12 protein-coding genes are annotated in these 12,808 nt (G+C 44.2%); 11 read left to right on the top strand and 1 reads right to left on the bottom strand.

Features of this window, described 5'->3' with window-relative positions:
• Nucleotides 1-126: 126 nt before the first annotated feature.
• On the bottom strand, nt 127-1,035 hold the full coding sequence (locus PCY07_RS10135) for a LysR family transcriptional regulator (RefSeq protein ID WP_003003594.1): 909 nt from the start codon (nt 1,033-1,035) through the stop codon (nt 127-129).
• A gap of 243 nt (nt 1,036-1,278) precedes the next feature.
• Between PCY07_RS10135 and PCY07_RS10130 the strand changes: the two genes are divergently transcribed.
• The 11 genes from PCY07_RS10130 (at nt 1,279) to PCY07_RS10080 (ending at nt 12,616) form a co-directional block, all read left to right on the top strand.
• Nucleotides 1,279-2,709, top strand: coding sequence for a DUF6688 family protein (locus PCY07_RS10130; protein ID WP_301356686.1), 1,431 nt, complete (start codon nt 1,279-1,281; stop codon nt 2,707-2,709).
• 184 nt (nt 2,710-2,893) lie between these two features.
• Nucleotides 2,894-3,700 (top strand): dihydroorotate dehydrogenase electron transfer subunit, encoded by an 807-nt coding sequence (locus tag PCY07_RS10125; protein WP_301356685.1) that lies wholly within the window; start codon nt 2,894-2,896, stop codon nt 3,698-3,700.
• Between the two features lie 9 nt (nt 3,701-3,709).
• On the top strand, nt 3,710-4,648 hold the full coding sequence (locus PCY07_RS10120) for a dihydroorotate dehydrogenase (protein ID WP_301356684.1): 939 nt from the start codon (nt 3,710-3,712) through the stop codon (nt 4,646-4,648).
• A 179-nt stretch (nt 4,649-4,827) separates the two neighbouring features.
• Entirely contained in the window at nt 4,828-5,520 is a 693-nt protein-coding gene (pyrF, locus tag PCY07_RS10115) for an orotidine-5'-phosphate decarboxylase (protein ID WP_003011715.1), read from the top strand.
• A 267-nt stretch (nt 5,521-5,787) separates the two neighbouring features.
• Complete coding sequence (gene pyrE, locus PCY07_RS10110) at nt 5,788-6,420, top strand: orotate phosphoribosyltransferase (RefSeq protein WP_156672249.1); 633 nt, start codon at nt 5,788-5,790, stop codon at nt 6,418-6,420.
• Between the two features lie 548 nt (nt 6,421-6,968).
• On the top strand, nt 6,969-8,471 hold the full coding sequence (locus tag PCY07_RS10105; protein ID WP_301356683.1) for a glycosyltransferase family 39 protein: 1,503 nt from the start codon (nt 6,969-6,971) through the stop codon (nt 8,469-8,471).
• 279 nt (nt 8,472-8,750) lie between these two features.
• Nucleotides 8,751-9,404 carry a uracil-DNA glycosylase gene (locus tag PCY07_RS10100; protein ID WP_156672251.1) on the top strand — a complete coding sequence of 218 codons (654 nt, stop codon included), beginning with the start codon at nt 8,751-8,753 and terminating at the stop codon, nt 9,402-9,404.
• A 9-nt stretch (nt 9,405-9,413) separates the two neighbouring features.
• Complete coding sequence (locus PCY07_RS10095) at nt 9,414-9,878, top strand: 8-oxo-dGTP diphosphatase (protein ID WP_301356682.1); 465 nt, start codon at nt 9,414-9,416, stop codon at nt 9,876-9,878.
• 11 nt (nt 9,879-9,889) lie between these two features.
• Complete coding sequence (locus PCY07_RS10090) at nt 9,890-11,158, top strand: dihydroorotase (RefSeq protein ID WP_195228117.1); 1,269 nt, start codon at nt 9,890-9,892, stop codon at nt 11,156-11,158.
• A 14-nt stretch (nt 11,159-11,172) separates the two neighbouring features.
• Nucleotides 11,173-12,015 carry an SGNH/GDSL hydrolase family protein gene (locus tag PCY07_RS10085; RefSeq protein ID WP_301356681.1) on the top strand — a complete coding sequence of 281 codons (843 nt, stop codon included), beginning with the start codon at nt 11,173-11,175 and terminating at the stop codon, nt 12,013-12,015.
• The gene (locus tag PCY07_RS10080; RefSeq protein WP_301356680.1) at nt 11,984-12,616 is read left to right on the top strand and encodes a YpmS family protein; all 633 of its coding nucleotides are present in this window, start codon (nt 11,984-11,986) and stop codon (nt 12,614-12,616) included. The genes PCY07_RS10085 and PCY07_RS10080 overlap by 32 nt, the downstream gene beginning before the upstream one ends.
• The last annotated feature ends 192 nt before the right edge of the window (nt 12,617-12,808 follow it).

Genomic DNA, 12,808 nt, shown 5'->3' with positions numbered 1-12,808 from the left:
TCCGCACAGTTGAGTAGGGCTGTAAAAGCTGATGAAATCAGCGTAGTAGAGCCCACTCAACCACTGCGTCTTGCTCGACAATCCAAAAATAATTGAGAGGCTAGGACTTTTGTCCCAGCCTCTTTTTTACTTATCAAACTTCACTTCCTCAAGCAAGTATTCGATGAATTTTTCTCCCATTTTTGAGAGGGCTGTTTTTTCATGTTTGATGTAGACCAGCTCGATTGGGTCTTCGATATCAAGGGGAATGGAGACGATGTTATTTCCGTTGAGATTGCTGTTGAGGATCCCGGTCGCAATGGTGTAGCCATCCAGACCAATCAAGAGATTAAAGAGGGTCGCCCGGTCACTGACGACGATGGATTTCTTATGATGCTCTTGAGAGAGGATTTCTTCTGAGAAGTAGAAGGAGTTGTGGGTCCCTTGGTCATAGCTAAGGTATGGGAAATCTTCCAGATCTGACAAGTGAACGATCTCTTTCTTAGCAAGAGGATTGGTCTTGCTGACAAAGATATGAGGTTGCGCTGTGAAGAGGTGGGTGGCAATCAGGTGATTATCATCCAGCATCTTAGAGAGGACATCTCGGTTGTAGCTATTCAAAAAGAGTACGCCAACCTCGCTACGGAAGTTCTTGACATCATCGATGATCTCCCAAGTCCGCGTCTCCCGTAGGAAGAGCTCGTATTTTTCCATATCGCTTTTCTTGAGGAGAGAAACGAAGGCCTCAACCACGAAGGCGTAGTGCTGTGAAGAGACGCTGAAAAGCTCACGAGAGCCCACAGGATTTTTATAGCGCTCGGACAAGAGGTCGATTTGCTCCACCACCTGGCGGGCATAAGAGAGGAACTCCATCCCATCGCGAGTCAAAGTGATCCCTTTAGGATTCCGGATAAAGATTTCAATCCCCATCTCATTTTCCAAGTCCTTAACGGCATTGGAAAGGCTAGGTTGCGTGATGAAGAGTTGTTTTGCGGCCTCATTCATAGAGCCGGTTTCGACGATTTTGATAATGTATTGTAATTGTTGTATTCTCATGCTTTTATTTTAACATAAAAGAACGCGTTTTTCCCGTAAAATGTGGTCTTTCAAGGACTGTATCAAAGAATAAGACAGGCTGAGGTAGGTAATAGGAAGTAGGCTAGATCAAATATTTAAAAAATAGAAAATTGGAAACAAAATCTCCATATGGGGACTGATTTTGATGGAAAAATACAGTTTTGCCTTGATTAAGGGGTGAGCTGATTGATAGAATGGTAAAAAATTGATTGAGGAGATCTTATGAAAAAACTAGTTTCCTGGTATAAGAAAAAGGATAAGGAATTGGAAACCCATTTCACAGCCGGTCTGTTACAGATCAATTTTGTGACCAATGCTTTGATTCTATTGGTCTTTTACATTTATTTTGTTGTTAGTGAATCGATCTATGCAATAAAGGATCCATTCATCCAATTTAGTGTTTGGGAGATCGTTTCCTTTACGATGAAGATCTTGCCCTACGGTCTAACCATTGCCCTCTTTGTTCCCAATATTTTTGTCATCATTTATGGGATCGGTCGGTGGTCTAGCCTCCAATTCAAAGAATCTGAGGAAGAAGCTCTCAAAGATTCGGATTTGTTTAAAGATAGAGGGCCAAAGGAAGGCGAAGGGACAAGAGAAGATGACGCATTTCTTATGAAGAAAAAGCAGGAATCACCTAGTCCTAAGCCTGTCAAAAAGCAACAGCCTACCATTGTTCTTTGGTTTGGTCTCTTTGGTTGCTTTCTCGAAGCGATTTTCATTTTCATCGTCAAGGATATGACCTTTTACGATTGGAGTGAGAGTTTGATCAATTCTCAGAAGCATGCTTTGATCTGGTCTGGCGCCTATCCGACCTTCTTCACACTGGCAGCTCTTACTTTACTAGCCTTGATTATCTATTCCTACTGGGATGCGAATTCACTCTCGCCGTTAGCAAATGTTTTCTGCATCAGTGGCATTCTAGGAGGAGTGGTTCTTCTCTTAGTTTTTGATAATCAACTGCAGGTAGCAAGTTTTCACACCTTTTTCTTACTGATCTATTCCATCCATCTCTTATGGGTTCGCATCAAGGAGTGGCAGGAAGATCGAACAGAGATAAGCTATGAGAATCGTCTGCTTCGATGGCTCCATCAGCTCTTAAACAAGTCGCGCAACTGGCCATGGCTAGCAGTTCTTGTTGCCCTTCCAACCCTTGCTCTCGTTGTCCTCGTTCTCATGCTCTTTGGGCAGCAACCGGATTCTATGATCAAGGCCTGGACCAATACAGCTGACTGGGCCTTCTCACAGAAGATCCCCCCTCAGAATCTTATCATTGATGAGCACTATCTCTGTACGGTTGCGGCTGGTGGGCATGAAAAAGTTGTCAAGCCCCAGCGGATGGGCATCCGCCACGGTCATCCAGTCGTTGTCAATCGCCAGCTTTGTATTGCCAATGCCTTTGAACAGGTACTAGAAGAAAAGACGCCGCGATTCCATCGCTTCTTGCGTCGCAATTATGATCGCTATGGCTATCCCTTTGCCAAACATATCAAGAAGAAATGGGCCATGGACCTGATCTACTACCTGATGAAACCGTTGGAATGGCTCTTTTTACTGGTTCTTTATCTAGTTGACCGCAAGCCTGAGAACCGAATCGCCATGCAATACATCAAACCGATCCCAGAAGATTTTGACCCTAAGAAAGCTTCCTAAGTTACTGATTTTACTTGACAAGCGAGAAGGAGCGCGATATAATGAGACAAATTTAACCTTTAAGAGGTCCAGAGAGGCCTGCAAGGAAAGACAGAAAAAAGATCAGCAGACGGTGTCTAGCTGATCATTTGTAGGGCCTTGCTTTTGCGAGGTCTTTTTTGCTGAAAGAAAGAAGAGGATATCAATGGTCAGTGACAGTTGTAAAAAACGCTTTGGCAAAATCATGATGGAGGAGATGGAGCTAATCGCTCAAGAAGAGATCGCTCCGCGCGTCTATTCTATGATCTTGAAGGGGGAAATGGTGGTGCAGATGCTGCCAGGTCAATTCCTTCATATCCGCGTCCCTGATGGGTCCAAGCTACTTCGCCGTCCGATTTCAATTTCTGAGATTGATCCTGAGACACAGACGTGTCGCTTGATCTACCGCATCGAAGGTGGGGGGACAGCTATCTTTTCCCAATTGCCAATCGGTAGCAAACTCAGTGTCATGGGGCCTCAGGGAAATGGCTTTGATCTCACCAATCTCGGCCAAGGTCAGAAAGCCTTGATCATTGGTGGCGGGATCGGTGTTCCTCCTTTGGTCCAAGTGGCCAAACAACTCCATGAGCAAGGGGTGGAAGTTGAAGTGGTTGTCGGCTTTGCGACCAAAGAAGCCGTCATTTTGGAAGAAGAGCTTTCTAAGGTTGCTCATGTCACTGTAACGACAGACGATGGGACTTATGGCACTAAGGGCTATGTCTCTACGGTCATTGATTCGATGGACCAGGAGTTTGACGCTATCTATTCTTGTGGAGCACTTGGCATGCTCAAATATGTCAATACCAAATTCCATGACCATCCCCGCGCCTACATTTCCATGGAATCCCGTATGGCTTGTGGGATGGGTGCTTGCTATGCCTGTGTGGTGCATTTAGAAAATGAAAGCCAAGCAGCCAATAAGCGCGTGTGTGAAGACGGACCGGTCTTTGAAACCGGTACGATTGTGATGTAGGAGGATCTTATGACAGCAAATCGACTAGCCGTATCCTTACCCGGTTTAGACTTGAAAAACCCGATTATTCCGGCATCTGGCTGTTTTGGCTTCGGTCAGGAATATGCCAAATACTATGACTTAGACCTGCTTGGATCCATCATGATCAAGGCGACGACTGCTGAGGCTCGTTTTGGAAATCCAACGCCACGTGTCGCTGAGACTCCTGCAGGCATGCTCAATGCCATTGGGCTCCAAAATCCAGGGGTAGACGTGGTCCTAGCAGAGAAACTCCCTTGGTTGGCCCAACATTATCCAGATCTACCGATTATTGCCAACGTAGCCGGCTTCTCCAACGAAGAGTATGCGACAGTATCTGGCAAGATCTCGCAAGCACCAAATGTCAAAGCCATTGAGCTCAATATCTCTTGTCCAAACGTAGACCATGGGAACAATGGTCTTTTAATCGGGCAAGTCCCTGAATTGGCCTATGCGGCTGTGAAAGCAGCGGTAGAAGCGTCCTCCGTCCCTGTCTATGTCAAGTTAACGCCTAGTGTGGCAGACATTACGCAGGTCGCAAAAGCAGCAGAGGATGCAGGGGCGACCGGCTTAACCATGATCAATACCTTGGTCGGCATGCGCTTTGACCTCAAGACTGGTAAGCCCATTATTGCCAATGGAACCGGAGGCATGTCGGGTCCAGCTGTTTTCCCAGTTGCTTTGAAACTCATCCGTCAGGTTGCCCAATCCACTAAACTTCCGATTATCGGTATGGGAGGTGTCGATTCAGCCGAAGCAGCCATTGAAATGATGATTGCAGGTGCCTCTGCGATTGGAGTTGGAACCGCTAATTTCACCGATCCTTATGCTTGTCCAACCATCATCGAAGATCTACCACAGGTCATGGATCGCTATGGTATTGAGACACTTGAGAACTTCCGTAAACATGTACGGGAAAATCTACTGTAAATCCTTGACTTTTCCCAAATATCGTACTACAATAAATAAAAACCTTTAAAGCAGTCCAGAGAGGCTCCTAAGGTCTAGACGGTGAATCATGGTAGTTGTTCCTACCTAATTTTCGTGTAACCTTGCCTCGGGCAAGGTTTTTTTGTAGACAAAAAGATCAATCAAAAAAGGAGTAATCCATGCGTGAAGAACGTCCTATTATCGCCCTTGACTTCCCAGCTTTCGAGGATGTCAAACACTTTTTAGAGCATTTTCCAGAAGACGAAAAATTATTTGTAAAAATCGGAATGGAATTTTTCTATGCAGTTGGTCCTGAAATTGTACATTATCTCAAAGGGCTTGGACACAGCATTTTCCTTGATTTAAAATTGCATGATATCCCAAATACAGTCAAATCAGCCATGTCCGTACTGGGTACTTTCGGAGTAGATATGGTGACAGTTCACGCAGCCGGTGGTGTAGAGATGATGCGCGAAGCCAAGGCAGCTCTTGGTGAAGGAGCTAAATTGGTAGCCGTGACCCAGTTGACTTCTACCAGTGAAGAAGACATGCGTGATTGCCAAAACATCCAAACAACAGTCCAAGAATCTGTAGTTAATTATGCCCGCAAGGCCCAAGAAGCAGGCTTGGATGGCGTTGTCTGCTCAGCCCATGAAGTAGCCTTGATCAAAGATGCCACTTCATCAGACTTTGTCTGTGTAACACCAGGGATTCGTCCTGCTGGAGCTGAAATCGGCGACCAAAAACGGGTTATGACTCCACAAGAAGCTCATAAAATTGGATCTGACTATATTGTCGTTGGACGTCCAATCATCCAAGCAGAAAACCCATGGGACGCTTACCATGAAATTAAGAGACAGTGGAATAGTTAAGAACGTCTAAGAAGCTGTGCTTCAAGACGTTCTACGGGAAGCCCGATAGGGCCTTCCCTAAACTATTCACTAGATTTAGAGGATAAAAATAATCGTTTTATCCTTTAAATCGTCGGAACACTTATCGCTACTAAAAGTGGAACTTTTGTAGCTCTACGGGAAGTCGGATGGGATCTTCCCTAACGCGTTCACTAACCTGTAATGTTGTTGTTTAAATCAAAAAATGATTTAATCCGTATATGATTAAAATCGTAAAAAGGAGTCGTCATGTCATTAGCTAAAGATATTGCTAGCCATCTTTTGAAAATCGAAGCGGTTTATTTGAAACCAGAAGAACCTTTTACTTGGGCATCTGGGATCAAGTCCCCTATTTATACAGATAACCGTGTAACCCTCGCTTATCCTGAAACTCGTACCTTGATCGAAAATGGATTTGTAGATAAAATCAAGGAAGCTTTCCCTGAAGTAGAAGTGATTGCAGGGACAGCAACTGCAGGGATTCCTCACGGAGCCATTATTGCGGACAAGATGAATTTGCCATTTGCTTACATCCGTAGCAAACCAAAAGACCACGGTGCTGGAAACCAAATCGAAGGACGTGTACCAAAAGGTCAAAAGATGGTTGTAGTGGAAGATTTGATTTCTACTGGTGGGTCTGTCTTGGATGCTGTCGCAGCTGCGAAACGTGAAGGAGCAGATGTCCTTGGTGTGGTAGCTATCTTCACCTACCAATTGGAGAAAGCCGATAAGAAATTTGCGGAAGCTGGCGTTCAACTTGAAACCTTGTCTAACTATACAGAATTGATTCATTTGGCAGAAGAACAAGGTTACATTACTTCTGAAGGTTTAGAGTTGTTACACCGTTTCAAGGAAAACCAAGAAACTTGGCAAAATAAATAATACAACTGAAGCGTTTTTAACGCTTCTTTTTTATACTCTTTTCACTAGTTGGTGGTTAACTTGATTCTCAAAGTAAAATCCGGTATGATTGTAGTAATTGTTTATTTCCCTGCCAGTGGTGTAATATCAAGTCGGGGGTGATAGATACCAAAAGACATTTTCCTATGCTTATTTTAGGGAGACTTCTTCTAAGTCAAGACAAACTAATGTTTTCGATAGAACCTATGTTCTTGGAGCAGGTAAAAATCTGGATTTGCGGATGATATTCCTGATTGGGTCTCCTATGACAGTCTTTTATAATCCAAGCAAGCCACAGATTGGTTTTGTCGAACGATATGCCGGCTTAGTCGGTTTCTATAAAATCGGAATGATTCTAACGGTTGGGATTTATCTTGTTTTTTTATGTATTCTAATCCTAGTGTTTTAGGTTAGTTAAGGGTAAGAGTTAAAAATTGGTTGGATAAAATGAATGTACCCATAATTACCATTTTACAGTTGATGTTCACCCCAAAACAGCAGAAATGCTGTTTTTTTGATATAATGGACCTATGTTATCGAAAAGTAAACGTATTCTATTTGGGATGCTTCATGTTGTCATGTTGCTAGTGGTGTTTCACTGGTTCTTGATCAGTGTGACCTATCTGAGAGAGATTTCATGGCTAGCCATTTTAGGTGCTGGATTGCTATTTCTGCTAGCCTGTTTGAAACGCGATGGGCTAAAGAGTGTCTTTGCTTGGTTGACCCGGCACAAAAAAGGCTTCTTGCTTGGTGCCCTTGTCTTTCAGTTGATTGTCATGGTCTGTGCAGAGCTCTTTATCCGTAGGGATGCTGCGGTTGTTTTCAAAGGGGCTTTTGATCTTCTTAAGCAATCCTCTATCACCAACTACCTCAGTCGCAATCCCAATAACATTCCGCTCTTTCTTTACGAGAAGTTTTTCTATGTCTTATTTGGCTCTAGCGGTCTGTGGGTCATGCAGGCTCTCAATATCCTCTATGTCAATCTGGGTGCAGTCCTCTTGTACAAGCTGTCCCAGAAGCATTTCAATCAAAAAACGGCTGATCTGGTCTATCTCTTCTATGTGAGCTTGATCTGTTACTCGCCGTATTTCTATTCCATGTATACGGACATTCCGCCGCTTCCTTTGATCGCTCTTCAGTTATGGTGGGCCTTGGATCTCTTGAAGGAAGACCAAGCAGTCTCCTGGAAGAAGATTGTTGGCTTGGGAATCTTATCTGGCCTATCCATGTTGATTCGTCCAACGACCATTATTGTCATGATTGCTTTTTGGGCTGTGCTTTTCTTTAGAGGAAATTGGAAGGCCTTTGGAAAGATTGCTACGGTGACGGTCATGACGACGGGCTTTGTCTTTGCAGGGTTGAATACGGCGGTCAATCATCAAAGAGTTGTGCCAATCTTGAAACAAGAAGGGCTGGCTAAAGGACCGCTCTTGTTTATCAATCTGGGCTTGACAGATATGGGGCACAACCAAGAAGATATGAAAGAAGGCTTGTTGGCCTATATTGATGAGGATAAGCGCTCGGATTACAACAATGGCCTCTTTAAAAAAGAAAATGTGATCAAAGAAATCAAGCGCCGTCTCAAGGAGTACGGACCGTTCGGTTTGATCGGGCATATCTACTACAAGCAATCCTTGACGGTAGCAGAAGGGACCCTAGGTTGGCTTTACCGAGATGTAGAGTATGAGAAGACGCCTTTTATCAATCCTCTCTATGCACCTCTGACTAAAAATAATGGTCTGGCAAAATGGGTGCGGACCTATTTCCTTAGCATTGATCGCCCGCAGTACAAGTATTATGAATTTGTCAAGCAGGTGATCTGGATCATCCTATCGGCTGGTTTGGTTGGAGCTTATCTCAAACGTCGAGATACAGATGACTTTAACTTCCTTTCCTTAGCGGTTTTTGGTGGCTTGCTCTTCTTAACCATCTTTGAAGGAGGGAAGACCCGCTACCTCATCCAATTCTTACCGCAAATTTTACTAGTCGCTTCGATCGGTCTAGCAGGATTTACCAAGAAAGAAAATACCTAAAAGCTCTCGCTTGTATGACAGGCAGAAACAGAGAGTGGGACAGAAATCGGTAATTCGTTAGAATTCGATTTCGTCGTCCCACCTCCGCACAGTTGAGTAGGGCTGTAAAAGCTGATGAAATCAGCGTAGTAGAGCCCACTCAACCACTGCGTCTTGATCGACAATCCAAAAATAATTGAGAGGCTAGGACTTTTGTCCCAGCCTCTTTTTTATCCAGTGGATCTGCGCCAAATGTGGTATAATGGAAGGTAAGAATTTATTGGATTGCGGAGAGTTTCCATGCGACATTCACCCTGGCATGAAGCCATCAAATCCCATCTTCCAGAAGGGTATTTTCACCAGATCAATGACTTTATGAATGAAGTCTATAGCAAAGGAGTGGTTTATCCACCGCGTGACAAGGTCTTTAAGGCCTTGCAGTCGACAGAGATGGATCAGGTCAAGGTCTTGATCTTAGGTCAAGATCCCTACCATGGACCGGATCAGGCGCAGGGCTTAAGTTTTTCTGTTCCAGATCATGTACCAGCGCCACCTTCTTTGCAAAATATTCTCAAAGAATTGCGCTCAGATATCGGAGAGAAGCGTTCCCATGATCTGACCTCTTGGGCAGAGCAAGGAGTGCTCTTGCTCAATGCCTGTTTGACAGTGCCAGCTGGTCAGGCCAATGGTCATGCTGGTCAAATTTGGGAGCCTTTCACAGATGCTGTGATCAAGGTGGTTAATGAGTTGGAGGAGCCAGTTGTCTTTATCCTCTGGGGATCTTATGCCCGTAAGAAAAAGCCTCTGATTACCCACGAACGACATTTGGTCCTTGAATCAGCTCACCCAAGTCCTTTATCGGCTTACCGAGGATTCTTTGGTTCCCAACCCTTTTCAAAAACCAATCAATTTTTGAAAGAGGCGGGACGCGAGCCGATTGATTGGTTAAGATAGGAGAAAGAAATGCCACAATTAGCAACGATTTGTTACATTGACAATGGGAAAGAATTTCTCATGTTGCATCGCAATAAAAAACCCAATGATGTCCATGCAGGCAAATGGATCGGGGTTGGTGGAAAATTAGAACGCGGGGAAACCCCACAGGAGTGTGCTGCGCGTGAGATTTTTGAGGAGACGGGCCTTAGAGCCAAGCCAGTTTTGAAAGGGATTATTACCTTTCCGGAGTTCACTCCAGATTTAGACTGGTATACCTATGTCTTCAAGGTAACAGATTTTGAAGGAGAACTGATCGAGTGTAACGAAGGGACCTTGGAGTGGGTACCTTATGATCAAGTCCTCTCAAAACCAACCTGGGAAGGGGACCACACCTTTGTCGAGTGGTTGTTGGAGGATAAACCCTTCTTTTCAGCAATGTTTCGCTATGACGGCGACCGCTTGTTAGAGTCGCATGTTGATTTTTATGAATAAAGGAGAATGCAATGGTTGTCATTAAAAATGGTCGCGTAATGGATCCCAAAACTGGCTTGGATCAAGTCTGTGATCTTCGCATTGAAGGAAAGAAAATTGTAGAGATCGCTGAAAACCTCCCAACGGATGGACAAGAAGTCCTTGATGCTACTGGTCTGGTTGTAGCTCCTGGATTGATCGATGTACACGTCCATTTCCGTGAGCCCGGTCAAACTCATAAAGAAGACATCCATACGGGTGCCTTAGCCGCAGCTGCGGGTGGTTTTACCCGAGTGGTCATGATGGCCAATACCAATCCGACCATTTCAGATATTACGACCTTGGAGGAAGTCTTAGCTTCTGCAGCTAAGGAAAATCTTCACATTCATACGGTTGCGACGGTGACTAAGAACTTTGACGGTCAGCACCTGACAGATTTTGAAGGCCTGCTTAAGGCTGGTGTAGTAGGATTTTCAGATGATGGGATTCCCCTTCAAAGCACTAAGGTTGTCCGTGAAGCCTTGGAAGAAGCTAAGCGTCTAGGGACCTTTATTAGTCTGCATGAAGAAGATCCTGAGTTGAATGGCATTCTTGGTTTGAATGAAAACATTGCCAAGGAACACTTCCATGTCTGTGGTGCGACGGGTGTAGCCGAATATTCAATGGCTGCGCGTGATGCCATGATTGCCCATGCGACAGGTGCTCACCTCCATATCCAACACCTTTCCAAGGAAGAAAGTGTCAAGGTGGTGGAATTTGCCCAAGGATTAGGAGCTCATGTGACGGCAGAAGTGGCACCTCAACACTTTTCGAAAACAGAAAGTCTGCTCTTGACTAAAGGAAGCAATGCTAAGATGAATCCACCTCTTCGCTTAGAATCTGACCGTCTAGCAGTGATTGAAGGCTTGAAATCAGGCGTCATCTCCGTGATTGCGACTGACCACGCGCCTCACCATGCAGATGAGAAGAATGTTCCTGATATTACCAAAGCACCATCTGGAATGACTGGGCTTGAAACTTCGCTTTCTCTTGGTTTGACCTACTTGGTGCATGCAGGCCATTTAAGCCTGATGCAATTGCTTGAAAAGATGTCCTATAATCCAGCACGTCTCTATGATTTTGATGCTGGATATATTGCAGTGGATGGACCGGCAGATTTAACCATCTTTGATCCAGAAGCAGATCGTCTGGTATCGGATCATTTCGCTTCAAAAGCGGGCAATTCACCATTTGTGGGTGAAACATTAAAAGGGAAAGTTGCTTATACAATCTGTGATGGACAAGTGATTTTTCAAGGATAAGCGATCGTATTCATATGAATCTTAAAAAAATGATGCAAGGCTTGGTTTTCTTTTTAACCAGCCTTCTTGTCTTTGTCTTTCTATTTCGTGCCCTGCTACCAACTGCATCCCCTCGTATGACCAAGCCCAAAATGGCTACGAAAGAAGTCACCTATACTTATGTAGCTCTAGGAGATTCACTGACCGAAGGAGTAGGGGATAGCACCAAGCAAGGGGGCTTTGTCCCCATCCTTGCCCAAAGCCTGTCTAATGAAAATGACGGTCAGTATCAGCCTGTCAACTATGGAGTAGCTGGAAATACAAGTGCTCAGATCTTAGATCGACTCAAGAAGCAAACAGATCTTCAGAAGGATCTCAAAAAGGCGCGTGTCATGACCTTAACAGTTGGAGGAAATGATCTGCGCAAAGTCGTTGTCGATCATATGAGTGACTTTTCCCTATCGGATATCCAAAAGCCGCTCAAGAGTTATACAGCGAACCTCAAAGAAATTATTACAAAGGCCAGAAAGGACAATCCCCATCTTCCTATTTATGTAGTGGGGATCTACAATCCTCTTTACCTGAATTTTCCTGAATTAACCAGTATCCAGACGGCTGTCGATCGTTGGAATGAGACGACGGAAGAAACCATCGCGCAATATGATCAGGTCTATTTCGTTCCGATCAATGATCTGCTCTATAAAGGCATTGATGGCAAAATGGGCGTATCAGAAATCAGTGACGGGAAGACAACCGTTATCAATGATGCCTTGTATGAAGAGGATAGTTTCCACCCCAACAATACGGGCTATGAAAAGATGAAACAAGCAATATTGGAGAAAATCAATGCTACGAAGAAAACTTGGAGTCAAAAATAATCCCATCAACGAGAAGGTCCCCTTCCTTCAAAAAATCAATATTTGGAAATGGTTATTTTTAGGTTTGGTCAGCCTTCTCTTAGCCTTCGCTTTAGTTGTGCAAGGGCGCTTAGCGACGCCAAGAGAAGATGTTAGTCAGCTTCATCAAGCAATTGGCACTAAAGATGTCAAAGTTGGAACTATGACGACCACCCGTGATCAACTCAATGACACCATCAAATCGCTTCTGAAAAAATATAAGCTGTCCGATTACAAGGTCTATGCGGACAATCAGCAAATCCTATTAGAAGGGCAGTTGAGTCTCTTAGGAAAGGACTATCCCTTATATATTTACTTTCAACCATCCAAATTGGAAAACGGGAATATTCTCTTGACGGTGAAGGATTTTTCAGTCGGAACCTTTCAAATTCCACAAAGGATGGTCTTGCAGCTCTTGAGTAAAAATAAAAATATCCCAAAATTTGTTCAGATCTCACCCAAGCAGTCTACCATCACCATTGTATTGCCAGAAATTGACAATGACTTTGGAATCTATGTCAAGGCCAATACCATTGACCTCTATAATGACAAGATCGTTTTTGATTTGTATCAGAAGAAGTAGGGCGGAAGAGGCTATTCAAATTGAAGTCAAAGTCATCTTAAAAACTTTCCTTAGGCTCAATAATTCCGAGAGAGTGGGACAGAAATCGGTAATTCGTTAGAATTCGATTTCGTCGTCCCACCTCCGCACAGTTGAGTAGGGCTGTAAAAGCTGATGAAATCAGCGTAGTAGAGCCCACTCAACCACTGCGTC

Origin of the sequence: Streptococcus sp. SP1, assembly GCF_030440005.1 — a bacterium.
GTDB classification, from domain to species: Bacteria; Bacillota; Bacilli; order Lactobacillales; family Streptococcaceae; genus Streptococcus; species Streptococcus parasanguinis.
Note: the sequence above shows the minus strand (reverse complement) of the source record. Positions and strands in the feature narration are given on the sequence as shown.

What these genes read in the sequence shown, in the direction of transcription:
- PCY07_RS10085 (WP_301356681.1), top strand. Translation starts at nt 11,173, where the DNA reads ATGAATCTTAAAAAAATGATGCAAGGCTTGGTTTTCTTTTTAACCAGC.
- PCY07_RS10095 (WP_301356682.1), top strand. Translation starts at nt 9,414, where the DNA reads ATGCCACAATTAGCAACGATTTGTTACATTGACAATGGGAAAGAATTT.
- PCY07_RS10100 (WP_156672251.1), top strand. Translation starts at nt 8,751, where the DNA reads ATGCGACATTCACCCTGGCATGAAGCCATCAAATCCCATCTTCCAGAA.
- PCY07_RS10105 (WP_301356683.1), top strand. Translation starts at nt 6,969, where the DNA reads ATGTTATCGAAAAGTAAACGTATTCTATTTGGGATGCTTCATGTTGTC.
- PCY07_RS10135 (WP_003003594.1), bottom strand. Translation starts at nt 1,035, where the DNA reads ATGAGAATACAACAATTACAATACATTATCAAAATCGTCGAAACCGGC.
- PCY07_RS10130 (WP_301356686.1), top strand. Translation starts at nt 1,279, where the DNA reads ATGAAAAAACTAGTTTCCTGGTATAAGAAAAAGGATAAGGAATTGGAA.
- PCY07_RS10125 (WP_301356685.1), top strand. Translation starts at nt 2,894, where the DNA reads ATGGTCAGTGACAGTTGTAAAAAACGCTTTGGCAAAATCATGATGGAG.
- PCY07_RS10120 (WP_301356684.1), top strand. Translation starts at nt 3,710, where the DNA reads ATGACAGCAAATCGACTAGCCGTATCCTTACCCGGTTTAGACTTGAAA.
- pyrE (WP_156672249.1), top strand. Translation starts at nt 5,788, where the DNA reads ATGTCATTAGCTAAAGATATTGCTAGCCATCTTTTGAAAATCGAAGCG.
- pyrF (WP_003011715.1), top strand. Translation starts at nt 4,828, where the DNA reads ATGCGTGAAGAACGTCCTATTATCGCCCTTGACTTCCCAGCTTTCGAG.
- PCY07_RS10080 (WP_301356680.1), top strand. Translation starts at nt 11,984, where the DNA reads ATGCTACGAAGAAAACTTGGAGTCAAAAATAATCCCATCAACGAGAAG.
- PCY07_RS10090 (WP_195228117.1), top strand. Translation starts at nt 9,890, where the DNA reads ATGGTTGTCATTAAAAATGGTCGCGTAATGGATCCCAAAACTGGCTTG.